Raw genomic sequence first — 23,085 nt, 5'->3', positions numbered from 1 at the left:
GCGCGGATGCGCCCCTGTTCAGCAGACAGGCGGGAGGCCGATTGGTTCGCCGCCGCCTGCGGTCAGCGCGCGGCCAGCGCCGGCTGGCGGCGGGCCGCCGGCAACAGCGCGGGTGCCAGTTCGTCCAGCCTGGGCGCGAGCAGCGGCATCAAGGCCGCCAGCTTGTCCTCCAGCGCTTCGCGCATGGTGTCGACCAGCACCTGGGTGTCGCGCTCGATTTCCAGGTTCAGCCGGCAGCCGGGTTGCTTGGCGCCGAGCGAGGTGGCGCGGCGGGTTTCCGGGATCAGCCACACTTCGATCCAGCCGGCCTGCTTGTCGATGTCGGCGATGGTCAGGCTGACGCCGTCCAGCGCCGCGTAGCCCTTGGCGAACAGGTAGCGCAGCGCGCCGGCCGGCACCGACAGCCGCAGGCACAGGTTGTCGCCGCATTCCTTGCGCTGCTCGACCACGGCTTGATAGTCGACGTGGCCGGACAGCGCGTGGCCGCCGATCTCGGCGCCGTCGCGCAGCGCGCGCTCGGCGTTGACCGCGTCGCCGACGCGGCACGCGGCCAGCGTGCTGGTGACCAGCGTCGGCAGGATCAGGTCGAACTCGGCGCGCTCGCCCCGCGGCGGCGCGGCCACGGTCAGGCAGGCGCCGTCGATGGAAACGCTGCAGCCTTGGGCGAGGCCGGCGCAGAAGCCGTCCGGGAAGTCGATGGCGACGCGGCGGCTGGCTTCGCCTTCGGAGATGGCGGCGATGCGGCCGACGGCCTGGGTGATGCCGGTGAACATGTCGCGCCTCCTCAAGCCGGTTCGCGCTGCAGCCATTCGGCCAGCTCGGCGACCGACAGCTGCGGCAGATCGTGGCGCTCGGCGTAATCCTGCACTTGCTGGCCGCGCATCATCGTGCCGTCCGGGTTCATCAGCTCGCACAGCACGCCGGCCGGGCTGAAGCCGGCCAGCCGCGCCAGCTCCACCGAGGCCTCGGTGTGGCCGCGGCGCTCGCGCACGCCGCCGGCGCGGGCGACGATGGGATAGACGTGGCCGGGCCGCACCAGGTCGCCGGGCTTGGCGTCGGGATGGATGGCGGCGCGGATGGTGGTGGTGCGGTCGGCTGCGGACACGCCGGTGGTGACGCCTTGGGCTGCCTCGATGGCGACGGTGAAGGCGGTGCCGTAGCGGCTGCCGTTCTCGGCGGCCATCGGCGGCAACTGCAGCCGTTCGGCGCGCTCCGGCGTGAGGCACAGGCAGACGATGCCGCTGCCGTCGCGGATCATCCGCGCCATTTCGGGCACGGTGAGCGTGTCGGCGGCCAGGATCAGGTCGGCCTCGTTCTCGCGGTCGGCGTCGTCGGCGACGATGACCGGCAGGCCGCGGCGCAAGGCGTCCAGCGCGGCGTGGACGCGCAGGGATAGGATGTCGGTGTTGGCGTTCATGGAAACGGTCCTCAAAAACAAGATTGAGAAACACGTCCCTCGGGCTTGAAGCGGATAGCGCAAAGCCATCCGGCGCGGGAAACCGCGCGGATACGACACGTGCCTCCGGCCGCGGGCGCGGCGGGAGCTGGCGTCGTCTTCTCTCATCCGGACTATTACCGTCGGCTCTGGCGTTTCACCAGATCTGCTGACCCTTTGCCGTCAGGCAAAGGCGCTCGCGGGCTCGGCGCTTGCGCGCCATACCGCCGGTGGGGAGTTGCACCCCGCCCCGAAGACGTAAGCTTGCGGCCGCGTGTCGCGCGGCCAGCGGCGAGTATAGCGTGGTGTTAGAATGTCGGCAGCAAGATTCATCTTTCAAGAGTCCCCGATGATAGAAACCGACAAGCTGTTCGGCGCCGCGCCGGAGCGCCGCATCGTCACCCCGCAACGCGCGTCCGAGCAGGAAGAGGCGCTGGAGCGGGCGCTGCGGCCCAAGCTGCTGGACGAGTACGTGGGCCAGAAGAAGGCGCGCGAGCAGCTGGAAATCTTCATCGAGGCGGCGAAGAAGCGCGGCGAGGCGCTGGACCACGTGCTGCTGTTCGGCCCGCCGGGCCTGGGCAAGACCACGCTGGCCCACATCGTCGCGCGCGAGATGGGCGTCAACCTGCGCCAGACGTCTGGCCCGGTGCTCGAGCGCGCCGGCGACCTGGCGGCGCTGTTGACCAATCTGGAGCCGCACGACGTGCTGTTCATCGACGAGATCCACCGCCTGTCACCGGTGGTGGAGGAAATCCTCTACCCGGCGCTGGAGGATTACCAGATCGACATCATGATAGGCGAGGGGCCGGCGGCGCGGTCGGTGAAGATCGACCTGCCGCCGTTCACGCTGGTGGGCGCCACCACCCGCGCCGGCATGCTGACCAATCCGCTGCGCGACCGCTTCGGCATCGTCGCCCGGCTGGAGTTCTACAACGCCGAGGAGCTGACCCGCATCGTCAGCCGTTCGGCCGGCCTCCTGAATGTGCAGTTGTCGGACGACGGCGCCTTCGAGGTGGCCAAGCGCTCGCGCGGCACGCCGCGCATCGCCAACCGCCTGCTGCGCCGGGTGCGCGACTACGCCGAGGTGAAATCCGACGGCGTGGTGACGATGGCGGTGGCCGACGCCGCGCTGGCGATGCTGGACGTCGATCCGGCCGGCCTCGATGTGATGGACCGCAAGCTGCTGCAGGCTATTCTGGAGAAGTTTTCCGGCGGGCCGGTGGGCCTGGACAACGTCGCCGCGGCGATCGGCGAGTCCACCGACACCATCGAGGACGTGATCGAGCCCTTCCTGATCCAGCAGGGCTATCTGCAGCGCACGCCGCGCGGCCGGATGGCCACCGCGCAGGCCTATCTGCATTTCGGCCTGCCGGTGAAGGACGCCTGAGCACCCGCCATATGATTTGTTGAACGGCCCGGCGGGGCCGTTTTCGCGCCCGGCATGCGGCGGAAGGCGGTCATGCTTGTCCGCGCGCAAAGGCTGGTCGGGTGGAGCGCATGCATTGCGCGTACAATGACAGTGTTTCCCGATCGAGCAAGCCATCATGTTCTACGTGTTGTTCATTACCATCCTGGCCGTGGTGGTGCTTACCGCCGGCGCAGCAGCCCGCTTCTTCGATCCTGCCGTCGGCAAGATACTCGGCCGCACGCTGGGACAGGACCTGGCCGACGCCTGGCGCAAGTACGTGTTCTTCGCCATCGTGGTCAGCGGCATTTCCGGCGGCGTGCGCCAGTGGTCGCTGCAGCAGTACCTGCCGCCGGCGCCGGGCAAGGGCACGACCCAGCTGCAGCTGAGCGGCGAGCGCTGGCTGCTGGAGCTGTTCCAGGCCTTCATCAGCACGCTGCAGTCCATCGCCTGGGTGGTGCTGCTGTTCTTCCTGTGCGCGATGCTGGCCTACGCGATCATGCGCGCGGTGGAATTCCGCCGCGAAGAGGCCGGCCATCCGCGCGATGCCGAGTGAGGGCCGCCTCGAACAACAGCTGAGCGGACTGGTTCTGGCCTCGCCCTGGCTGATGCGCGCCTTGCGCGCGGCCAGGGCGCTGGGCCTTTCCGACTGGTGCATCGGCGCCGGCGCGGTGCGCGGCCTGGTGTGGGACGCGCTGCATGGCTTCGCGTCCGAGCCTTCTGCCTTGTCCGATCTCGATCTGGTCTATTTCGACGCCGAAAACCTGTCGCCCGATCGCGAGGCCGCGCTGCAGCGCCGGCTGGCGTCCGTCCATCCCGACCTGCCTTGGGAGGTGACCAATCAGGCGGCGGTGCATCTGTGGTTTGCCGATCGTTTCGGCTACCCGGTCGAGCCCTTGCCGTCGCTGGAGGCGGCACTGGCGACCTGGCCGGAGTACGCGACCGCGGTCGGCGTCGCGCTGAACGCCGACGACAGCCTGCGCATCATCGCGCCTTTCGGGCTGGACGACCTGTTCGCCATGACGGTGCGCCGCAACCCGGCCAGGGCCAGCCTGGAGATTTACCGCCAGCGGGTGGCGCAGAAGCGCTACCAGGCGCGCTGGCCCCGGGTGACGGTGGTCCTGGAATGAAAAACGCCGGCGGGTTGCCGGCGTTTTTCATCAGGCGGCCGCTCAGCGGCCGATCTTCACTTGCGACCACAGGCGGTTCAGCTCGCGGCGGGACTTCACGTCCAGATCCTTCAGCGCCACGTACTTGCCCTTGGACGGATCCAGCATGATCACCGGATTGGCCTTGATCTGCGGCTTGAAGAAGGCTTCGGCCGCCTTCACCGGATTGGTCGCGCCGATCTGGTTGGAGATTTCCGACGCGTTTTTGCCGTCCAGCATGAAGTTGATGAACTTGTGCGCCAGGTCCGGCCGCGGCGCGTCCTTCAGGATGGTCATGTTGTCGATGGCCAGCACATTGCCTTCCTGCTGCGGGCGGTAGGCGAGCTCGAACGGCCGCTTGGCGTTCTTCGCGTCCTGCTGGGCCTGGAAAAGGTCGTTGGAATAGCCCAGCGCCACCCAGATGTTGCCGACGGTCAGCTCCTTGATGTAGCTCTGGTTGTTGAACGCCGCCCAGTACGGCTTGGCCTTGCGTATGGTTTCCGCCGCGGCCTTCCAGTCGGCCGGGTTGGTGGAGTTGGCGTCCTTGCCCAGATACATCAGCGCGGCGGCCATCAGTTCGCGCTGGCTGTCCAGCACGGTGACCTTGCCCTTGATCTTGGCCAGCAGCGCGGGGTCGAATACCAGCGCCCAGCTGTTGGACTTGCCCTCGACGCCGGCCTTCTTCAGCTGGGTGGCGTTGTAGCCGATCAGCGTCAGCGACACCACGGTCGGCGCGGCGTAGCGGTTGCCGGGGTCGAAGGGCTGGTTCAGCGCCAGATAGCCGCTGTTCAGGTTCTTCCAGTTGGGCAGCCTGCTCTTGTCCAGCGGCTGCAGCTTGCCCTGTTTCAGCAGCGTGTTCACCGCGAAAGCGGTGGGAAACACCATGTCGTAGCCCTTGGCTCCGGCGGCCAGCTTGGCCAGCATCTCTTCGTTGTCGCCGTAGTAGTCCTGCACCAGCTTGCACTTGCACGACTGCTCGAAGCGCTTGGCGGTGTCAGGCGACAGCGCGTTGTTCCAGTTGTAGATGTGCAGCACGTCTTCGGCTGCGGCCGAACCGCAGGCCACCGCCAACAAGGCGGCCAGGGCGATCTTGTTCATATACGGAAAATCCTAATTGATTATTTGGCGTTGCAAAAACTAACCCCTGCCGGGCAGGGGTCGGGAAAAACGTTTGCCGCTGGCGGCGATGACTCAGAGCGCGACCATATTGTCCCGGTGGATCAACTCCGGTTCTACGATGTAACCGAGCGCGGCTTCGATCTCGCGCGTGCTTTTGCGCATGATCTGACGCGCTTCGTCCGAGCTGTAGTTGACCAGGCCGCGCGCCACCTCGTGCCCCGCCGCGTCGACGCAGGCCACCGCCTCGCCGCGCAGGAAATCGCCTTCCACCGCGCTGACGCCCACCGGCAGCAGGCTGGTGCCGCGCTCGCGTATCGCCAGCGCGGCGCCGTCGTCCAGCAGCAGGCGGCCGGCCAGCTTCAGGTGGTCGGCCAGCCACTGCTTGCGGGCGGCCATGCGGTTGGTGGCGGCGACCAGCTGGGTGCCGATGGCTTCGCCGTCGGCCAGCCGAGACAGCACATGGGGTTCGCGGCCGCTGGCGATCACGGTGGCGGCGCCGCTGCGGGCGGCGCGCTTGGCGGCCAGGATCTTGGTGATCATGCCGCCGGTGCCGACGCTGGAACCGGCGCCGCCGGCCATGTCCTCCAGGCGCTCGTCGCCGGCTTCGGCCTGGTGGATGAACTCGGCGTCGGGATGCTTGCGCGGGTCGGCGCTGTAGAGTCCGCGCTGGTCGGTCAGGATCACCAGGGCGTCGGCTTCGATCAGGTTGGTCACCAGCGCGCCCAGCGTGTCGTTGTCGCCGAAGCGGATTTCGCTGGTGGCCACGGTGTCATTCTCGTTGATGATGGGCACCACGTTCAGATTCAGCAGGCTGGTCAGCGTGGAGCGGGCGTTCAGGTAGCGGGTGCGGTCGGCCAGGTCTTCGTGGGTCAGCAGGATCTGCGCGGTGCGCAGGCCGAAGGAGCGGAACGCGCTCTCGTAGGCCTGGCACAGGCCCATCTGGCCGACGGCGGCTGCGGCCTGCAGCTCATGCACGCCCTTCGGGCGCACCGTCCAGCCCAGGCGCTGGCAGCCTTCGGCGATGGCGCCGCTGGAGACCAGCACCACCTGCTTGCCGCGGCGTTTCAGTTCGGCAACTTCCTCCGCCCAGCGCGCCAGCGCGTTCAGGTCCAGCCCCCTGCCGTCGTTGGTTACCAGGCTGGAGCCTACCTTGACCACGATGCGGTCTGAAGCGTGAATCACCGAGTGCATCAACGGACCTCTCTATGAAAGCGAATAATTATAGAGAGGGCAGTGTAACTGAAAAAGCCCGGCGCTTGCGCCAGGTCAAAATTGCTCGCTGGGGCGGTATTCCATCAGCTGGAAATGGGGGGATTGCTGATGCAGCTTGGAAACGCGGACCAGTTGCTCGCCGTTTTCGTCCCTCAGCCTGAACTCGCGCAACTGGCTGAAGGGACGGCCGGGCAACAGCAGCAGCGCCGGCCGGCTCCCGTTGGCGGGCAGCCGCAAGCCCCGTTGGAAACTGTCGCCGCTGTGGGTGATGCTGGGCATGGCCCTCACCGGCTGCGGCAGCGGGCCCAGCGTCTCGACGCCGCATTCCACTTCCTTGCCGGAGGGCTGCATCAATACCCAGCGCACTGCGCACAGACACGACTCGCCCGGCTGGTCGGGCCGGTCCAGCAACAGCACCTCGCCGGCGCGCAAGGGCTGCTCGCGAGGCAGGCCGCGCAGCAGGTAGCCAGATTCGCTCTGGTTGACGACAGTCAGCAGGCAGGAGGCGGGCGGCGGGCGCAGGTGGGCGCTGTTCTCGTCGGGGTCGGCGCCGGCGGGCTGCCAGCTGCCGCCGTTGGCGCGGTGCCAGATGGCGGCCACGCCGGCGGTGATCTCCACCACCGTCTCGACCGATTCCCGGGCATGCTTGCGTCGGCGCGGGCGCTGCCATGCCTCGGCCAGATGGCTCAGCAGCTGGACTTCGTCGTTCAGCGCCGGAGAGGCGGCGCCCGCCGCGGTCTTGCGCAGTTGTTCCAGGCTGCGTTTCATCGCGGCCAGCGCGCCGTCCAGTTCGAGCAGGTAAGCGCCTGGCTGGGACGGCGATGGCCTGGCCGGCAGATAGCGCGGCGGGGCATCCTCGCCCAGGTCCAGCACATAGCCCTGGCGGGCCTCCGTCAGGTCCGCCAGCGGCAACAGCGTCACCTGTCGCGCCAGGTCGTAGGCCAGTTGCCTGACCAATTGCAGGTCGGCGGGGGACAGCCGGTTGGTGGCGGTCAGACCGAGCAGAAGCAGCTGGCGGTAGATGACGGCCAGCGTGTCGTCGCCGGCCAGCGACTTGTCCTGCCAGCCGCGCTGCAGCGCCAGCGCGTACAGCTGGTGGCAGTCCAGCCAGAAGCCGGCTGGCAGCGGACAGTAGCTTTGCTGGCTGATGTTCAGGTATTGCCGCGCCGCCATCATCGTGTACAGCAGCAGCTCCTGCTTGGGCTGTTCGCGCTCCAGCAGCGAATGGCGGGAGAATTTTTCGTGCAGGGTTTGCTTGAAGGCCAGGAACAGGTTGGCGAACAGCTTGACGCTGATGGCCGCCAGCAGCCGCGTTTTGGGCGAGGCGACCGCGTCGCCGTGCTGGGCTTCGTTCTCCAGCAGCGGATAATAACGGTCCAGCGCCTTCAGATAGAGCTTGAGCAGCTTGTAGCGCTGCCCGGGATCCATCGGTACGCGGCCCAGCTGGTACAAGCCCTGGCCGAGCAGCTTGCCGCATTCGGCCAAGTCGGTGTAGGGCAGACGCTCCAGCCAGGCGGCGACGCTGGCCGGCTGGGTATCGACGAGTTGCGGGTCCATATCCTTCTTCGGCAAAACGAGTGGTGGCATCCGGACAGGGCTCCGAGACGGGCGCTAAGGAAGGGAATGGAACGCCGCCGGCTCAGGGCAGCGCGGTCGGATCGCCGCCGACGCTCTCTCCGGCCAGCACCTCGTCCAGCGCGTCGACGCTGGCCGATGCCAGCCAGTCCATCTCTTCGGATTTCAGTGTGTACGGCGGCATGAAATAGACCGACTTTCCTATCGGCCGCAACAGGCATCCGCGATTCAGCATGGCCGAAAAATAGGCCAATGCAAAGTCGGAACGCGCCGTATCGACGTCGAAGGCCCAGATCATGCCGCGCTGGCGGAAATGGCGGATCTCGGGCCGCTCGGCCAGCGGGCGCATTTGCCGGGTGAATCCCTCGGCCTTGACGCGGTTGGCCTCCAGCACGTCTTCGTCGTCGAAGATGTCCAGCACCGCCAGCGCCGCCGCGCAGGCGAGCGCGTTGCCGGTATAGCTGTGCGAATGCAGGAAGCCGCGCGCCACGTCGTCGTGGTAGAAGGCCTGGTAGATTTCGTCGCGGGTCAGCACGCAGGACAGCGGCAGGAAGCCGCCGGTGATGCCTTTGGACAGACAGAGGAAATCCGGTGTGATGCCGGCCTGCTGATAGGCGAAGAAACTGCCGGTGCGGCCGAAGCCGACGGCGATTTCGTCCGCGATCAGATGGACCTGGTATTGGTCGCACAGCCGGCGCAGCTCGGTCAGGTAGATCGGGTCGTGCATCGCCATGCCGGCGGCGCCCTGGACCAGCGGCTCGACGATCACCGCTGCGATCTCGCCGCCATGCTTGGCCAGCAGGTTTTCCAGCGAGCGGGCGGCGCGCAGCGCGACGTCGGCGGCGCGCTCGCCTGGTACGGCTTGCCGGGCGTCAGGCGATGGCGCGCGCAGGCCCGGCTTCAGCAGCTCGGCGTAGGTGGACGAGAACAGCGGCACATCGGTGACCGCCAGCGCGCCGACGGTCTCGCCGTGGTAGCTGTTTTCCAGGCTGACGAAGCGGGTCTTTTGCGGCCGGCCTACGTTCTTCCAGTAATGGAAGCTCATCTTCAGCGCGATTTCGGTGGCGCTGGCGCCGTCGGAGCCGTAGAAGGCGTGGCCTAGGCCGGACAGCGCCGCGAGGCGCTCGGACAGCTCCACCACCGGGCGGTGGGTGAAGCCGGCCAGCATCACATGCTCCAAGCTGTCCAGTTGCTTGCGCACTGCCTGCTTGATGCGCGGATGGCCGTGGCCGAACAGGTTCACCCACCAGGAGCTGACGCCGTCCAGGTAGCGCTTGCCGTCGAAGTCGGTCAGCCAGACGCCGTCCGCCGAGGCGATCGGCACGATGGGCAGCCTCTCATGGCGCTTCATCTGGGTGCAGGGATGCCAGACGGCGGCGAAACTGCGTTCCAGCCAGGCTTGGTTGCTCATGAGGCGGCTCCTGTGTCGCGGGTGGGAAAGCGATGCTAGCACAGTCCGAACGGGCAGTCCGGGTGACGAAAAACGGCAGTTTCTGACCTATGCTGACAAGACTGCGCGCGGATTGGCGTCGATGGCCGGCCTCCCGCCGGGCTGGCATGCTTCGTGCTGGATGGGCCGGCACAACACGACGGGAAGACCCCGCGATCTTTAGAAGATGAGACGGAGAGGCGTGGGAACGCGCCGCGCTCCACCTTGGCTAAGCTTGGCTCACTGGGAGTTCAACATGAAGAAACAGCGTAAACAGCAGGGCTTCACCCTGATCGAACTGATGATCGTGGTCGCCATCGTCGGCATCCTGGCCGCCATCGCCATTCCGGCCTATCAGGACTACACCAAGCGCGCGCGGGTGTCGGAAGGGTTGGCGCTGGCCGACGCGGCCAAGACGGCGGTGACCGAATACTACGCGACCAACAACGCGTGGGCCTCCGGCACCGCGCCTTTTAACACGACTTACGGATTGGCGGCGTCCATTACGGGTAACTCGGTGAGCAGCATCAACGTTCTGGCGAACGGGGTGGTCCAGATCGCTTACAATTCGACAGTATCGAATGGTGCGTTGGTCGATCTGGTGCCGACCGTCAGCGCGGGCTCGGTGCAGTGGTACTGCACCTATACCGGCTCCGGCACAACGGCCATCGCATCTGCTAGCCAACTGAGCGCCAACTGGGTGCCATCCACTTGCCGTCAGTAAGTCAACGGGCTGGTGTGTGAACAGGGGGCATCTCGGTGCCTCCTTTATTTTTGATGCGAAAGGTATGATAGGCCGAGACCAGTATAATCATGTCGGAACAACTTGTGTCTACAGAGGGGAAAGGGAGCCTATGGTCAGGCACTGGGCGGCGGAGGGCGGTTTGCTCCTCTTCTTCACGGCTTGCTTCATCCTGCCGTTTCTCAATTTCGTGCGCTACATGCCGTTACAGGACTGGTGGAGCGATGCACCGGTGGTGCTCGCGATCGGGCTGGCGGCGCTCTTCACCCTGAAAAGGGGAGGCGAAGGATTCGCGCTGCCGGCGGCTTCGCTGGTGCTGCTGCTACTGACCATGCTGCTGGCGGCGAGCAACGGTTTGTTACTGGACAATGCGAAGGGCAGCAGCCAGGCGGTCGGCAGCTTGTTGGCGATGCTGTTGCTGTCCTTGTGGCTGGACAATCGGATAGACCTTCCCTTGCAGCGGATTTGCTTGCTGCTGGCTGGCGCGGTTCTGCTGGGCAACGGCCTTCAGATCGTGCTGGGGCTGATCCAGGCCTTGGATCTCGCGCGCTGGTGCCGTGGGTGGGTGTTGTTCGATTATAACGAGCCGACTACGGTCATGGGCAACCTGGCCCAACGCAATCAGTATGCGCAGTACCTGAGTTGGGGATTACCAGCCGCCTGCTACCTCCATGCGCAAGATCGCCTGAGAACCGGCTTGTGCGTCGCGCTGGTCGCTATGCTGGCGGTGATGATCACCTGGTCCGGCGCTCGGCTGCCGTTGGCCTATGGACTGGGCATCTGTCTGGTGTCCTGGTTCTGGCTCCGGCGCGCCGGAGCGGACTCCGTTCTGCGGCGCATGGCCACCGCGCTGGCCTTGTCTGTGCTGCTGCTGGCCCTGGTGCAGCTGTTCAATCGCGAACTGGTCTGGCTGCTCAACTGGATAGGCCTTCCGGTGCATACTTTCAGCGGCTCGGAACGGATTCTCGACGCCGGATTCGGCGCGAGGCGGCGCATCGAATGGACTAAGGCCTGGCAAGTGTTCGTAGAGCACCCGTGGCTGGGCGTTGGTCTTGGGCGCTATGCGGCGCAGTCGGTCTGGCTGGAGGTGTTCGCCGGTTTGCCCAAGGCGCCCGAGAACTGGCTGTTTACCCAGTGTCACAACCTTGTCTTTCAACTGCTGGCGGAGACTGGAGGACTAGGCGCGGCGATCGCGGTCGGCGGGTTGCTGGCGTGCCTGCTGCCCTTTTTTGGCAAGGGAAGGCAAAGCGCGGAAAACCTGTTGCTGCTGCTACTGGCGATGATGATGCTGACGCACAGCATGTTCGAATTTCCCTTGTGGTACCTGCCCTTCCTGGCGATGCTGACGACGGTTTGCACGCTGGGGCCCGCACCGCGGTGGCGGCTGCGCACACCTATCGGCCTGTTGCGATGGTCCTGTATCGCCGGTGGTATGCTGATGGTGGCGCATGTGGTCAGCGGTGCCATGATTTTCCAGCGCTTCGTGCAATACAGCGCGCCCAGCCGGTCGGCAGAGGAAAACGTGCGTCGCGTCGATTACATCGGCAAGGTGGGCGTGGATCCCCTATGGGCGAAATCGGCCGACCTAGTGCTTGGCAATTATCTGATGCCGGACCGCAAGCATCTCGACCTCACACTGCCCTTTTATGAAAAACTGGCCCGGGACCAGCCTTACGTGGCCGTGCTGCTGAGGCTGAGCCTGTGCCGGGCGCTGGCGGGGCGGGAGCAAGGGGCTCGCGATGCTCTCGCTCAGGCCATCGCCAATTATCCCGACGAGGCGCCGAAGTTAGTGTTTACGTTACAAGCCTGGCAGGAGCCGGAAATCAGTCCCTTGAAGGCGATGGCGCTGCGCGCGGCACAGGCTTACCAGGAGCACGGGGCAAACACCGACGCGGGCAGGATGGCCGCGGTGATGACGGTGGCCGCACCAGTCACGCGCAGTACGCTGTTCTGAGCTTTGTAACGCGCCGACACACTTGATGGGTTTTGCCGGGGCGGCGCATGCGGTATGCTGCCCGCTTCCTGCTTTCCGACGTCTGATCTGCCATGACTTTTCAGAAGATTTCCGAGCGCCTGGCTTTGCTGGCCCTGTGCCTGATCGCCATCGTGCCTTTCGCTTCCCGCGTCCACTTCGTGCCGCTGCCGCAGTGGTTCGGCGAGATCAACGTGATCTGGCTGCTGTTGGCCGCCGGCGCCTTCCTGCTGCCCGGAGGGCGGCTGTTCGACGCCATGCCGCGCGCCGGCTGGCTGTGCCTGGCGCTGGCGGGCGCCTGGGCGCTGCAGCCGCAATTCGTCCACCTGCTGTTCCCGGGCATGAGCTACGTCACCGCGCTGGCCTGGCTGGCGACGGCGCTGCTGGCCTCGGTCACGCTGTCGTTGCGCGGCGCCTTCGGCGACCGCGAGTTCGCCGTGTGGCTGGCGCGTGCGGTCATCGTCGGCGGCCTGGCGCAGTCGCTGATCGGCACCGCCCAGCTGACCGGCCTGGCGCCGGCGCTGGGGCTGTTCTACGACGGCTCCCACCCCACCAGCAACATCTTCGGCCACATCGGCCAACGCAACCAGTACGCCCATTACCTGATGTGGTCGGTGGTGTCCGGCGTCTACCTGTTCGCCGTCGGCCGCCTGGGCAGGGCCTGGCTGATCGCGCTGGTGTTGTGGATGGCGCTGATGCTGGGCTGGGCCGGCTCCCGCACCATTCTTCTTTACCTAGTGGCATTGTCGGCGCTGGCCGGCCTGTGGCATTGGCGCAGCAGGGACGAGAACTCGCGCCGGATGATGCTGGCGATGTGGGCGGCCTCGGGCACGATTCTGGCCGCCCAGTTCGCGCTGCCCTTGTTCAATCACCTGATCTCGCTGCTGACCCATTCCGACGTCGAGAACGCGTCCGGCGTGGCGCGGCTGGCTGCCAACGGCGACGACATGGGCGCGCGCCGCTTCGCCGAGATGCACAAGGCCTGGCTGGCGTTCAAGGCGCATCCGCTGTGGGGCGTGGGCTGGTCGCAGTACGCTGCCGAGAGCGTGCGCCTGCAGCCGCTGCCGCAGTTCGCCGCCGCCGGCTACAATAGCGGCCTGTTCACCAATGCGCACAATCTGCTGATGCAGCTGCTGGCCGAGATGGGCGGCGTGGTGACCGCGCTGGTGGTGGCAGGCTTCGTCTGGGCGGTGCTGCCCTTCTTCCGCCGCAAGGCCGAGCCCGAAGGCGTGCTGGCATTGGGCTGCATCGCGGTGACGCTGACCCACAGCATGCTGGAGTACCCGCTGTGGTATTACTACTTCCTGGCGATGCTGGTGGTGTTCATGGCGATGGCGCCGCGCGGCGAGCGCGCGCTGGCCTGGCCGCTGCGCCTGCCGCTGCTGGCGGCGCTGGCGTGGGTGGGCTGGCTGTCGATCAGCACCACGTCGATGTTCTGGGAGCTGGTGAATCTCTACGTGCCGACCGGCAACGCGTCCAAGGACAAGGTCCGCGCCGAGCGCCTGATCGAGATCGTCGAGACCAAGCCGCTGTTCGCCTACCATGCCTTGTACACGCTGGACGACTATCTGCCGGTGAATCGCGACAACTTGAGGCAAAAGCTGGCGCTGGAAGACCGCCTGACCGCGTTCCGCCCGTATCCGGACGTGATGCTAAAGCGCGCGCAGCTGGAGCTGCTGGCTGGGGAACGGGAGAAGGCCGAACGGACGCTGCGCACCACGCTGGCCTCGTTCCCGACTTACGCCGGCCAGTTCCTGGAGACGCTGGGCGACCAGGATCCGGCCTGGGAGCCGCTGCGCCGCATCAGCCGCGAAGCCTACGACAAGCTGCCGGCCAAGTTCCGCACCTTGCAGGAGTGAGGCGCGTTCCCCCGTCCCTATCGGCGGGGGAGGGCATGAAAAAAGCCGCTCGATGTTTCGAGTGGCTTTTTTTGCGACGGACGGGTGGAATCAGTTGTCCAGCACCACGCCTTCGCTGAGCGCGGCCTTCATCTTGGACAGCGCCTTGGCTTCGATCTGGCGGATGCGTTCCGCGGATACGCCGAACTCGGCGGCCAGCTCGTGCAGCGTGGCGCCGCTGTCGTCGGCCAGCCAGCGGGCCTCGACGATGCGGCGGCTGCGCGGATCCAGGGTCGACAGCGCGTATTCCAGGCCTTCCGACTGCAGCATGTCGAAGGCGCGTCGCTCCAGCGCGCGGGTTGGCTCGCTGTGGCTGTCGGCCAGCCAGTCGATTGGCGCGTAGCTGTCCTCGTCGTCGCTGTCGGCCAGCAGGGACACGTCCTGGCCGGTCATGCGGATTTCCATTTCGCGCACTTCCTCGGGCTTGACGCCCAAGTCTTCGGCGATGGACTTGGCTTCCTGCTCCGACAGCGCCGAAAAACCGCTCTTCATGCTGCGCAGGTTGAAGAACAGCTTGCGCTGCGGCTTGGTGGTGGCGATGCGCACCAGGCGCCAGTTGCGCAGGATGAATTCGTGGATCTCGGCCTTGATCCAGTGGATGGCGAACGAGAACAGACGCACGCCGCGGCCCGGTTCGAAACGCTTCACCGCCTTCATCAGGCCGATATTGCCTTCCTGGATCAGGTCGGCCTGTTGCAGGCCGTAGCCGGCGTAACCGCGCGACACGGACACCACCACGCGCAGGTGCGACAGCACCATCTGCCGCGCCGCTTCCAGGTCGTTTTCCTGCTGGAAACGGGTCGCGAGCTCGGTTTCCTGTTCCGGCGTCAGCATGGGGATGCTGTTCACGGCCTGGATGTATTGTTCCAGGCTGCCGCTGGTCGACGGGACCGGAAGGGCAAATGTTGTGTTCATTGCGATGGCTACCTCCTTGGGTAGTGCTATCTTAGCACTCGAATATTGAGAGTGCTAGCAGCGAAAGGTTCCCGAGTCAATGATATTTAACAATGGCCCCGATAGCCGAAACCTTTCGCTTGTCATTATTATTTCGGTTCCACCTTGCGCAGATGATGGTCGGCCGCGAGGCGGGCGCCCAGCATCGCCAGCGCGGCGGAAACGCCGATCAGCGCGGCCAGCTCGGGCAGGTTCAGCGCGCGCAGCTCCACCCGCTCGCCGTAAAGCATCGCGAACTCGCGGATGGCCGGGTTGGCCATCGCCGCCAGCCAGCTGGAGAGGCCCCAGGCCAGCAGCGCCGCCAGCACGCCCTGCCACAGCGCGTGGTACATGAAGGGGCGGCGGATGAAGCTGTCGGTGGCGCCGATCAGTTTGGAGACCTCGATCTCGTCCTGGCGCGCCAGGATCTGCATCCGGATCGCGTTGTGGGTGACCAGCACCAGCGCCAGGCCCAGCGCGGCGGCCAGGAACCAGGTCAGCTTCTTGCCCATCTCCACCATGCCGTACAGGCGTTTGGCCCAGCTGGCGTCGAATTGCGCCAGCTCCACCATCGGCAGGCCGGACAACTCCTTCTGCAGCATGTCCAGCTCGCGCGGCTCCAGCGATTTCGGCGTCACCACGAAGGCGTCCGGCAGCGGATTGGCGTCCAGCCCGTCGGACAGGCCGGTCAGGCCGTTGCGCTTTTCCAGATCCTGCAGCGCCTGGCCCTTGCTGACGAAAGTGAAGCTCTTCACCTTGGGATGGTGCGACAGGGTGCTGTTGACCGCGGCGATGTCGGCCTGCTCGGCGGCCTGTTCCATGAACAGCGTGATCTGCGGCGTGGCGGTGAGGCGGCCCACCCACTCCTGCACGCTGCTGACGGCGAGATACAGCGACAAGGGCAGCGCCAGCGCCAGCGCCAGCATCAGCAGGGTCAGCAGGCTGCCGAACGGCTGGCGGACGATCTTGGCCAGCGCCTGCTTGGCGCTTTGCCAGTTCAGATAGAGAAAGTGTTTCATGCGGCGAACTGTCCTTCCCTCAGGCGGATGATGCGGCGGCCGTAATCTTCCATCAGGGTTTCGTCGTGGGCCGAGATCAGCACGGTGACCCCCACCTGGTGGAAGGATTTGAACAATTCCATGATGTCCAGCGCGTAGGCGCGGTCCAGGTTGGCCGATGGTTCGTCGGCCAACAGGATGCTGGGGCGGTGGACCACGGCGCGGGCGATGCACAGCCGCTGCTGTTCGCCGCCGGACAGGCGGATCGGCATCATCTTTTCCTTGGGCAGCAGGCCGACCTTGTCCAGCGCCGCGCGCACGCGCTTGGCGGCGTCGCGGCGGTCGAAGCCTATGATGTCCAGCGGCAGCATCACATTGTCGAACACGCTGCGGTCGAACAAGATCTTGTGGTCCTGGAACACCATGCCCAGATGCTGGCGCACATAGGGCACCTGGCTCGCGCGCAGCTTGGACAGGTTCTGGCCGTTGACGATGACGCCGCCGCTGGTGGCGCGCTCGATGCCGGCGATCAGCTTGAGCAAGGTGGACTTGCCTGCGCCGGAATGGCCGGCGAGGAACACCATCTCGCCGGTTTCTATGGTGAACGACAGGTTCTTCAGGGCTTCGTTGCCGCCCGGGTAGCGCTTGGTGACCTGGTCGAACTGTATCATTGAGAGGTTTCCCGCTTGTTGGCTGAGAAAAGGCGGCCGCCTGCGCGGCCGCGAGATGTCTTATTCGAACAGCGCGTCGATGTAGTCGCGGCTGTCGAACGGCCGCAGGTCGTCGATGCTCTCGCCGACGCCGACGAAGCGCAGCGGAATCGGCCGCTGCTTGGCGATGGCGGCGATCACGCCGCCCTTGGCGGTGCCGTCCAGCTTGGTCAGGATCAGGCCGGTCAGGCCCAGCGCGTCGTCGAAGGCCTTCACCTGATTGACGGTGTTCTGGCCGATATTGGCGTCCAGCACCAGCACCACCTCGTGCGGCGCGTCCGGCAGCGCCTTCTGGATCACGCGCTTCACCTTCTTGATCTCTTCCATCAGGTGCAGCTGCGTCGGCAGGCGGCCGGCGGTGTCGGCCAGCACGATGTCGATGCCGCGGGCGATGGCGGCCTGGATCGCGTCATAGCAGACGGCGGCGGAGTCGCCGCCTTGCTGCGCGATCACGGTGACGTTGTTGCGCTCGCCCCAGGCGATCAGCTGCTCGCGCGCGGCGGCGCGGAAGGTGTCGCCGGCGGCCAGCAGCACGCTTTTGCCCTGGCTCTGATAATACTTGGCCAGCTTGCCGATGGAGGTGGTCTTGCCGGCGCCGTTGACGCCGGTCATCATGATCACGAACGGCTTCTTGCCTTCCACGTTCAGCGGCACTTCCAGCGGGCCGATCAGATCCTGCAGCGAATCCTTCAGCGCGCCCTTCAATTCGGACGAATCTTTCAGCCCCTTCAGCGATACCCGCTCGCGCACGTCCTGCAGCAGGTGCTCGGTGGCGTCCATGCCCATGTCGGCGGTCAGCAGCACCGTCTCCAGTTCCTCGTACAGGTCTTCGTCGATCTTGCCGCCGCCGAACAGGCCGGCCAGCTGCTTGCCCAGCTTGTCGCGGGTTTTGGCCAGGCCTGCCTTCAGCCGCTCGGTCCAGCTCATTTTCTTCAGGGGCACGGGCTCGTCAGGGATGGCCGCAACGGCGGCCTCAGCAGAGGCGGGGGCTGTTTCCGCGATGGGGGCGGCGACGGGCTCGCGCTGCGGCTCCGGGACGGGGGCGATGGTCTCCGGCGCGGCGGGCGCCTGTTCCGGCGCGAGCAGCGCCGGCGTTTCGATCTGCGGCGTTTCGGCCGGCTTGGTCTTTTTCTTGAAGAAGCTAAACATGCGTGAATGGGCCAGAAAAGCGGTAAATGGCTAAATTGTATCCTCAAACGCCGCCGAGTACAGAATCGGCTGGCGATCCGAGCGTCAGAACAAGCAGTCGCGGTGGATACATATATAATAAGGAATGCTGGCGAAAATTCGCCGCCGGCGCGACAGATTCCGCGCCGCGCGCGCGGGAATGAGGCGCTAAAGTCCTGATCAGGTTAAACTCTCGCGCTTGTCCCAAGAGTTTAGCTTTCATGAGTCAGACACGTAATAAGGTCAGAATCATCGGCGGCGACTACCGTCGCCGCCTGTTGCCCTTCCCCGAGGCCGAAGGCCTGCGCCCGACGCCCGATCGCGTGCGCGAGACGCTGTTCAACTGGCTGGGCCAGGATCTGTACGGCAAGAGTTGCCTGGACCTGTTCGCCGGCAGCGGCGCGCTCGGCTTCGAAGCCGCGTCGCGGGCGGCCCGCCGGGTGGTGATGGTGGAAAAGTCGCGCAAGGTTCACGAGGCGCTGCAGGCCAATCGCCGTTTGCTGCAAGCCGGCGCGATCGACGTGGTCGCCGGCGACGCGCTGCTGTATTTGAAGAGCAGCCGCGAATCCTTCGATGTGATCTTCCTGGATCCGCCCTACGATTCTGATCTGCTGCAGCAGGCGCTGCCGCTGGCGCTGGCGCGCCTGTCGGAAGAGGGCGTGCTTTACGTCGAGGCCAGGCAGTGGCCGGATGCGTTGCCGGACGGCGTGGAGACGCTGCGCCGCGACAAGGCCGGCATGGTCCAGTACGGCCTGCTGGGCCGCAGCGCGCAGTAGGCACCCCGCGCCGGAGGGTTCGCGCCTATATGGATATAACCAGCGCGAACTTGCGACCCCGGTCGGCGGATGACAGAATTCATGTTGTGGAATACTTGAGGAAATTACTATGTCTTTGATGATTACCGACGAATGCATCAACTGCGACGTCTGTGAGCCGGAGTGCCCGAACAACGCGATCTCCCAAGGCGAGGAGATCTATCAGATCGACCCCAATCTGTGCACCCAGTGCGTGGGCCACTACGACGAGCCGCAGTGCCAGCAAGTCTGTCCGGTGGACTGCATCCCGCTGGATCCGGCCCATGAGGAGACCCAGGAAGAGCTCCATCAGAAGTATTTGAAAATTTCCGGCCAGGCCTGATGGCGCTAAGCTTTTGATGTATAAAAGAATGCCTCGCGACCCGCGGGGCGTTTTTTATTTTTCAGCGAAAAAATGCAATTTTTTTCGCGAAAGGTGTTGACGGTTGGTCGGGGCATCTATAATATTCGGGTCTCTTTCAGGAGGGATTCCCGAGCGGTCAAAGGGATCAGACTGTAAATCTGACGGCTCTGCCTTCGAAGGTTCGAATCCTTCTCCCTCCACCAGAATTAGATGAAGCGCTTGGCAGTGAAGTCAGCTGTCTTGTTGTAGAGCCAGGCGGGTGTAGCTCAATGGTAGAGCAGAAGCCTTCCAAGCTTACGACGAGGGTTCGATTCCCTTCACCCGCTCCAAGCGTTTGATTAGCCTGTTTAAGGGCCCATGTAGCTCAGGGGTAGAGCACTCCCTTGGTAAGGGAGAGGTCGGCAGTTCAATTCTGCCCATGGGCACCATAGTTCAATTTTAGCTTGTTTCGTATTCAGGAAATTTGCCATGGCTAAGGAAAAGTTCGAGCGGACCAAACCGCACGTAAACGTCGGCACCATCGGTCACGTTGACCATGGTAAAACCACTCTGACCGCTGCTATCACCACCATTCTGTCGAAGAAGTTCGGTGGCGAAGCCAAAGACTACTCCCAGATCGACAGCGCGCCGGAAGAGAAGGCTCGTGGTATCACCATCAATACCGCGCACGTTGAATACGAAACCGAGACCCGCCACTACGCTCACGTAGACTGCCCGGGCCACGCCGACTACGTTAAGAACATGATCACCGGTGCTGCCCAGATGGACGGCGCGATCCTGGTCTGCTCGGCCGCTGACGGTCCGATGCCGCAAACCCGCGAACACATCCTGCTGTCCCGCCAGGTTGGCGTGCCGTACATCATCGTCTACCTGAACAAGGCTGACCTGGTTGACGACGCCGAGCTGCTGGAACTGGTGGAAATGGAAGTGCGCGATCTGCTGTCTTCCTACGACTTCCCGGGCGACGACACCCCGATCGTGACCGGCTCCGCTCGTCTGGCGCTGGAAGGCGACCAGTCCGAAATGGGCGAACCGTCGATCTTCCGTCTGGCTGACGCGCTGGATTCCTACATCCCGACTCCGGAGCGCGCCATCGACAAGCCGTTCCTGCTGCCGATCGAAGACGTGTTCTCGATCTCCGGCCGCGGCACCGTGGTGACCGGTCGCGTAGAGCGCGGCATCGTGAAAGTGGGCGAAGAACTGGAAATCGTGGGTCTGAAAGACACCGTGAAGACCACCTGCACCGGCGTGGAAATGTTCCGCAAGCTGCTGGACCAGGGTCAGGCCGGCGACAACGTGGGCGTGCTGCTGCGCGGCACCAAGCGTGAAGACGTGGAGCGCGGCCAGGTTCTGGCCAAGCCGGGCACCATCACCCCGCACACCAAGTTCGAAGCTTCGGTGTACGTTCTGTCCAAGGACGAAGGTGGCCGTCACACCCCGTTCTTCGCGAACTACCGTCCGCAGTTCTACTTCCGCACCACCGACGTGACCGGCGCGATCTCGCTGGCCGAAGGCGTGGAAATGGTAATGCCGGGCGACAACGTGGAAATCAAGGTTGAGCTGATCGCCCCGATCGCCATGGAAGAAGGTCTGCGCTTCGCCATCCGCGAAGGCGGCCGTACCGTCGGCGCCGGCGTGGTTGCCAAGATCATCGCTTAATAAGGTTTAAAGGCCAGTAGCTCAATTGGTAGAGTATCGGTCTCCAAAACCGAGGGTTGGGGGTTCGAGACCCTCCTGGCCTGCCAATTAAGACCAGCCGGCGCACTGCGCCGGTTGGTCTTTTGTCGCATATGTGCGAGAGAAATCGACATGGAAATGCAAGATAAGATCAAGTTGATCCTGGCTGGTCTTGTAGTAGTGGCCGGGGTTGTCGGCTTTTACCTGATTCCCGAGGGTCAGGGTCTGCTGCGCGCGCTGGCTTTCGTCGCCTCCATCCTGCTGGCTGCCGGCGTGGTGTGGACTTCGGCGCCCGGCAAGGGCTTGGTGACTTATGCCAACGAGTCCATGGTCGAGGCTCGCAAAGTGGTTTGGCCGACGCGCAAGGAGGCGACCCAGGTGACGCTGATGGTGTTCGTGTTCGTCACCGTCCTGGCGCTCTTCATGTGGCTGGTGGATTCCAGCCTGTCCTGGCTGTTTTACGACGTGATACTCGGTCGAGGTAGATAATGGCAAAGCGCTGGTATGTGGTACACGCTTACTCCGGTTTTGAGAAAAGCGTGCAAAAAGCGCTGCGTGAACGTATCGAACGTTCCGACATCGCAGATCAATTTGGTCAGATTCTGGTGCCGGTGGAAGAGGTTGTGGACGTGAAGAACGGCCGCAAGTCGATCACCGAGCGCAAATTCTTCCCCGGCTACGTGCTGGTGGAGATGGAGATGACCGACGATACCTGGCACCTGGTGAAGAGCACGCCCAAGGTGACCGGTTTTGTCGGCGGCACGGCGAATCGCCCCGCTCCGATTTCCAAGAAGGAAGTCGAGGCCATCATGCAGCAGATGCAGGAGGGCGTGGAGAAGCCGAAGCCGAAAGTGCTGTTCGAAGTGGGCGAGAAGGTTCGCGTCATCGACGGCCCGTTCAACGACTTCAACGGCAGCGTCGATGAGGTGAACTACGAGCGCAACAAGTTGCGCGTGTCGGTTCAGATCTTCGGCCGCGATACGCCGGTTGAGCTGGAATTCAGCCAGGTGGAAAAGCTGTAAGATTTCGCTTGGCAACTTTGTGAAAAGCGTGTAACATTCTGCGCTTTCGTCCGGGAAGCGAACCCTGGTTCGCGCTATACCCATTTTAGGAGTTTTAATCGTGGCAAAGAAAATTGTCGGCTACATCAAGCTGCAAGTGCCCGCTGGCAAAGCCAACCCGTCGCCTCCGATCGGTCCGGCACTGGGTCAGCGCGGTCTGAACATCATGGAATTCTGCAAGGCGTTCAATGCTCAAACTCAGGGCATGGAACCCGGCATGCCGATTCCGGTTGTGATCACCGCCTACGCGGACAAGTCCTTCACCTTCACGATGAAGACTCCTCCGGCCACCTTCCTGCTGAAGAAGGCCGCTGGCATCAAGTCCGGCTCCGCCAAGGCGCACGTGGACAAGGTTGGTAAAGTGACTCGCGCTCAGCTGGAAGAAATCGCCAAGACCAAGCAAGCGGATCTGACCGCTGCCGATCTGGACGCCGCTGTTCGCACCATCGCCGGCTCCGCCCGTTCGATGGGTCTGGAAGTGGAGGGCGTGTAATATGGCTAAGATCTCCAAGCGCCTGCAAAATCTGAAGGCTACCGTAGACCGCAACAAGCTGTACGCCGTCGACGAAGCCATTGCTCTGGTCAAGGCTGCCGCCACCGCCAAGTTCGACGAGTCGATCGACATCGCCGTAAACCTGGGCGTGGATCCGCGTAAATCCGACCAAGTGGTCCGTGGTTCCGTGGTTCTGCCGCGCGGCACCGGCAAGTCCGTACGCGTTGCCGTGTTCGCTCAAGGCGCCAACGCCGAAGCCGCCAAGGCTGCCGGCGCTGAAGTGGTCGGTTTCGACGACCTGGCCGAGCAAGTGAAGGCCGGCAACCTGGACTTCGACGTTGTGATCGCTTCCCCGGATGCGATGCGCGTTGTCGGTCAGCTGGGCCAGATCCTGGGCCCGCGTGGCCTGATGCCGAACCCGAAGGTTGGCACGGTTACCCCGAACGTCGCCGAGGCTGTGAAGAACGCCAAGGCCGGTCAGGTTCAGTACCGTACCGACAAGGCTGGTATCATTCACGCCACCATCGGCCGCGCTTCCTTCGAAGCCGAAGCCCTGCGTGAAAACTTCTCCGCTCTGGTTGATGCCCTGGTGAAAGCCAAGCCGGCAGCTTCCAAGGGCGTGTATCTGAAAAAGATCGCCGTTTCCAGCACCATGGGCATCGGCGCTCGAGTAGATACCGCTACCGTCAACGCCTAAGCGTTGCCGGAGCGTGGCGGGGCGGCGAAAGCCGCCTTGTCAAAGGCTTTGGGCTGGCGGGCTTGCCCGCCGGATTGTCAAAGACCGTAGGTGCCGCAAGGCTTAATCGCGAAATCGCCGCAAGGTTGACGAGCATCCTACGCAGATGGTGTACCCGAAACAGGCTTCTTAAGTTCAAAGCTCATGTAGCTCAGGGGTAGAGCACTCCCTTGGTAAGGGAGAGGTCGGCGGTTCAATTCCGCCCATGAGCACCAGT

23 protein-coding genes, 5 tRNA genes and 1 riboswitch are annotated in these 23,085 nt (G+C 64.5%); of the genes, 18 read left to right on the top strand and 10 right to left on the bottom strand.

The window, feature by feature from the left end; translation table 11 throughout:
* Positions 1-62: 62 nt before the first annotated feature.
* Together CV_RS20915 and ribB are read right to left on the bottom strand one after the other, a co-directional pair.
* A complete protein-coding gene (locus CV_RS20915) occupies positions 63-773 on the bottom strand; it encodes a riboflavin synthase subunit alpha (RefSeq protein WP_011137763.1) in 711 nt (236 codons plus the stop codon).
* 11 nt (positions 774-784) lie between these two features.
* Positions 785-1,417: a 3,4-dihydroxy-2-butanone-4-phosphate synthase gene (ribB, locus tag CV_RS20910; RefSeq protein ID WP_011137762.1), complete on the bottom strand. Its 633-nt coding sequence runs from the start codon at positions 1,415-1,417 to the stop codon at positions 785-787.
* A gap of 131 nt (positions 1,418-1,548) precedes the next feature.
* Positions 1,549-1,697, bottom strand: a riboswitch (FMN riboswitch).
* 87 nt (positions 1,698-1,784) lie between these two features.
* Here ribB and ruvB point away from each other — a divergent pair.
* From ruvB to CV_RS20895, 3 genes are all read left to right on the top strand, one after another.
* Positions 1,785-2,822 (top strand): Holliday junction branch migration DNA helicase RuvB, encoded by a 1,038-nt coding sequence (ruvB, locus tag CV_RS20905; protein ID WP_011137761.1) that lies wholly within the window; start codon positions 1,785-1,787, stop codon positions 2,820-2,822.
* Between the two features lie 157 nt (positions 2,823-2,979).
* The gene (locus CV_RS20900) at positions 2,980-3,396 is read left to right on the top strand and encodes a hypothetical protein (RefSeq protein ID WP_043596863.1); all 417 of its coding nucleotides are present in this window, start codon (positions 2,980-2,982) and stop codon (positions 3,394-3,396) included.
* Positions 3,386-3,970: a nucleotidyltransferase family protein gene (locus CV_RS20895; protein WP_011137760.1), complete on the top strand. Its 585-nt coding sequence runs from the start codon at positions 3,386-3,388 to the stop codon at positions 3,968-3,970. The genes CV_RS20900 and CV_RS20895 overlap by 11 nt, the downstream gene beginning before the upstream one ends.
* Positions 3,971-4,012: 42 nt before the next feature.
* Here CV_RS20895 and CV_RS20890 read toward each other — a convergent pair whose 3' ends face one another.
* From CV_RS20890 to CV_RS20875, 4 genes are all read right to left on the bottom strand, one after another.
* The gene (locus CV_RS20890) at positions 4,013-5,086 is read right to left on the bottom strand and encodes an ABC transporter substrate-binding protein (RefSeq protein WP_011137759.1); all 1,074 of its coding nucleotides are present in this window, start codon (positions 5,084-5,086) and stop codon (positions 4,013-4,015) included.
* A gap of 93 nt (positions 5,087-5,179) precedes the next feature.
* A complete protein-coding gene (gene proB, locus CV_RS20885; RefSeq protein WP_011137758.1) occupies positions 5,180-6,298 on the bottom strand; it encodes a glutamate 5-kinase in 1,119 nt (372 codons plus the stop codon).
* A 75-nt stretch (positions 6,299-6,373) separates the two neighbouring features.
* Positions 6,374-7,876 carry a hypothetical protein gene (locus CV_RS20880; protein WP_043596859.1) on the bottom strand — a complete coding sequence of 501 codons (1,503 nt, stop codon included), beginning with the start codon at positions 7,874-7,876 and terminating at the stop codon, positions 6,374-6,376.
* Between the two features lie 82 nt (positions 7,877-7,958).
* Positions 7,959-9,305 (bottom strand): adenosylmethionine--8-amino-7-oxononanoate transaminase, encoded by a 1,347-nt coding sequence (locus CV_RS20875; RefSeq protein ID WP_011137756.1) that lies wholly within the window; start codon positions 9,303-9,305, stop codon positions 7,959-7,961.
* Positions 9,306-9,579: 274 nt separating this feature from the next.
* On the opposite strand from CV_RS20875, the gene CV_RS20870 reads away from it, so the two are divergent.
* From CV_RS20870 to CV_RS20860, 3 genes are all read left to right on the top strand, one after another.
* On the top strand, positions 9,580-10,047 hold the full coding sequence (locus CV_RS20870) for a pilin (RefSeq protein WP_011137755.1): 468 nt from the start codon (positions 9,580-9,582) through the stop codon (positions 10,045-10,047).
* Between the two features lie 130 nt (positions 10,048-10,177).
* Positions 10,178-12,019 carry a PglL family O-oligosaccharyltransferase gene (locus CV_RS20865; protein WP_011137754.1) on the top strand — a complete coding sequence of 614 codons (1,842 nt, stop codon included), beginning with the start codon at positions 10,178-10,180 and terminating at the stop codon, positions 12,017-12,019.
* A gap of 92 nt (positions 12,020-12,111) precedes the next feature.
* On the top strand, positions 12,112-13,896 hold the full coding sequence (locus tag CV_RS20860; protein WP_011137753.1) for a PglL family O-oligosaccharyltransferase: 1,785 nt from the start codon (positions 12,112-12,114) through the stop codon (positions 13,894-13,896).
* Positions 13,897-13,986: 90 nt separating this feature from the next.
* Here the strand turns inward: CV_RS20860 and rpoH are convergent, their stop codons facing one another.
* The 4 genes from rpoH to ftsY form a co-directional block, all read right to left on the bottom strand.
* Positions 13,987-14,850 (bottom strand): RNA polymerase sigma factor RpoH, encoded by an 864-nt coding sequence (gene rpoH / locus CV_RS20855; protein ID WP_011137752.1) that lies wholly within the window; start codon positions 14,848-14,850, stop codon positions 13,987-13,989.
* A gap of 128 nt (positions 14,851-14,978) precedes the next feature.
* A complete protein-coding gene (gene ftsX / locus CV_RS20850) occupies positions 14,979-15,887 on the bottom strand; it encodes a permease-like cell division protein FtsX (RefSeq protein WP_011137751.1) in 909 nt (302 codons plus the stop codon).
* Positions 15,884-16,537 (bottom strand): cell division ATP-binding protein FtsE, encoded by a 654-nt coding sequence (ftsE, locus tag CV_RS20845; protein ID WP_011137750.1) that lies wholly within the window; start codon positions 16,535-16,537, stop codon positions 15,884-15,886. The genes ftsX and ftsE overlap by 4 nt, the downstream gene beginning before the upstream one ends.
* Before the next feature lie 60 nt (positions 16,538-16,597).
* Positions 16,598-17,725 carry a signal recognition particle-docking protein FtsY gene (ftsY, locus tag CV_RS20840; protein ID WP_011137749.1) on the bottom strand — a complete coding sequence of 376 codons (1,128 nt, stop codon included), beginning with the start codon at positions 17,723-17,725 and terminating at the stop codon, positions 16,598-16,600.
* Positions 17,726-17,964: 239 nt separating this feature from the next.
* Between ftsY and rsmD the strand changes: the two genes are divergently transcribed.
* From rsmD to CV_RS20780, 12 genes are all read left to right on the top strand, one after another.
* A complete protein-coding gene (gene rsmD / locus CV_RS20835; RefSeq protein WP_011137748.1) occupies positions 17,965-18,519 on the top strand; it encodes a 16S rRNA (guanine(966)-N(2))-methyltransferase RsmD in 555 nt (184 codons plus the stop codon).
* A gap of 109 nt (positions 18,520-18,628) precedes the next feature.
* On the top strand, positions 18,629-18,880 hold the full coding sequence (locus CV_RS20830; RefSeq protein ID WP_011137747.1) for a YfhL family 4Fe-4S dicluster ferredoxin: 252 nt from the start codon (positions 18,629-18,631) through the stop codon (positions 18,878-18,880).
* Between the two features lie 139 nt (positions 18,881-19,019).
* Positions 19,020-19,104, top strand: a tRNA-Tyr gene (locus tag CV_RS20825).
* Between the two features lie 52 nt (positions 19,105-19,156).
* Positions 19,157-19,230 (top strand) — tRNA-Gly (locus tag CV_RS20820).
* A 24-nt stretch (positions 19,231-19,254) separates the two neighbouring features.
* Positions 19,255-19,329, top strand: a tRNA-Thr gene (locus CV_RS20815).
* Between the two features lie 40 nt (positions 19,330-19,369).
* The gene (gene tuf, locus CV_RS20810) at positions 19,370-20,560 is read left to right on the top strand and encodes an elongation factor Tu (RefSeq protein ID WP_011137735.1); all 1,191 of its coding nucleotides are present in this window, start codon (positions 19,370-19,372) and stop codon (positions 20,558-20,560) included.
* A gap of 10 nt (positions 20,561-20,570) precedes the next feature.
* Positions 20,571-20,646, top strand: a tRNA-Trp gene (locus tag CV_RS20805).
* 64 nt (positions 20,647-20,710) lie between these two features.
* A complete protein-coding gene (gene secE, locus CV_RS20800) occupies positions 20,711-21,067 on the top strand; it encodes a preprotein translocase subunit SecE (protein ID WP_011137746.1) in 357 nt (118 codons plus the stop codon).
* Complete coding sequence (gene nusG, locus CV_RS20795) at positions 21,067-21,600, top strand: transcription termination/antitermination protein NusG (RefSeq protein WP_011137745.1); 534 nt, start codon at positions 21,067-21,069, stop codon at positions 21,598-21,600. Before secE ends, nusG begins: the two co-directional genes overlap by 1 nt.
* A gap of 100 nt (positions 21,601-21,700) precedes the next feature.
* Positions 21,701-22,132, top strand: a complete 432-nt coding sequence (gene rplK, locus CV_RS20790; RefSeq protein ID WP_011137744.1) for a 50S ribosomal protein L11 — start codon at positions 21,701-21,703, stop codon at positions 22,130-22,132.
* A gap of 1 nt (position 22,133) precedes the next feature.
* Complete coding sequence (gene rplA, locus CV_RS20785; protein WP_011137743.1) at positions 22,134-22,829, top strand: 50S ribosomal protein L1; 696 nt, start codon at positions 22,134-22,136, stop codon at positions 22,827-22,829.
* A 179-nt stretch (positions 22,830-23,008) separates the two neighbouring features.
* Positions 23,009-23,083 (top strand) — tRNA-Thr (locus CV_RS20780).
* Positions 23,084-23,085: the final 2 nt, after the last annotated feature.

Origin of the sequence: Chromobacterium violaceum ATCC 12472, from assembly GCF_000007705.1 — a bacterium.
GTDB lineage: Bacteria > Pseudomonadota > Gammaproteobacteria > Burkholderiales > Chromobacteriaceae > Chromobacterium > Chromobacterium violaceum.
This window is presented reverse-complemented; position numbering and strand designations above follow the sequence as displayed.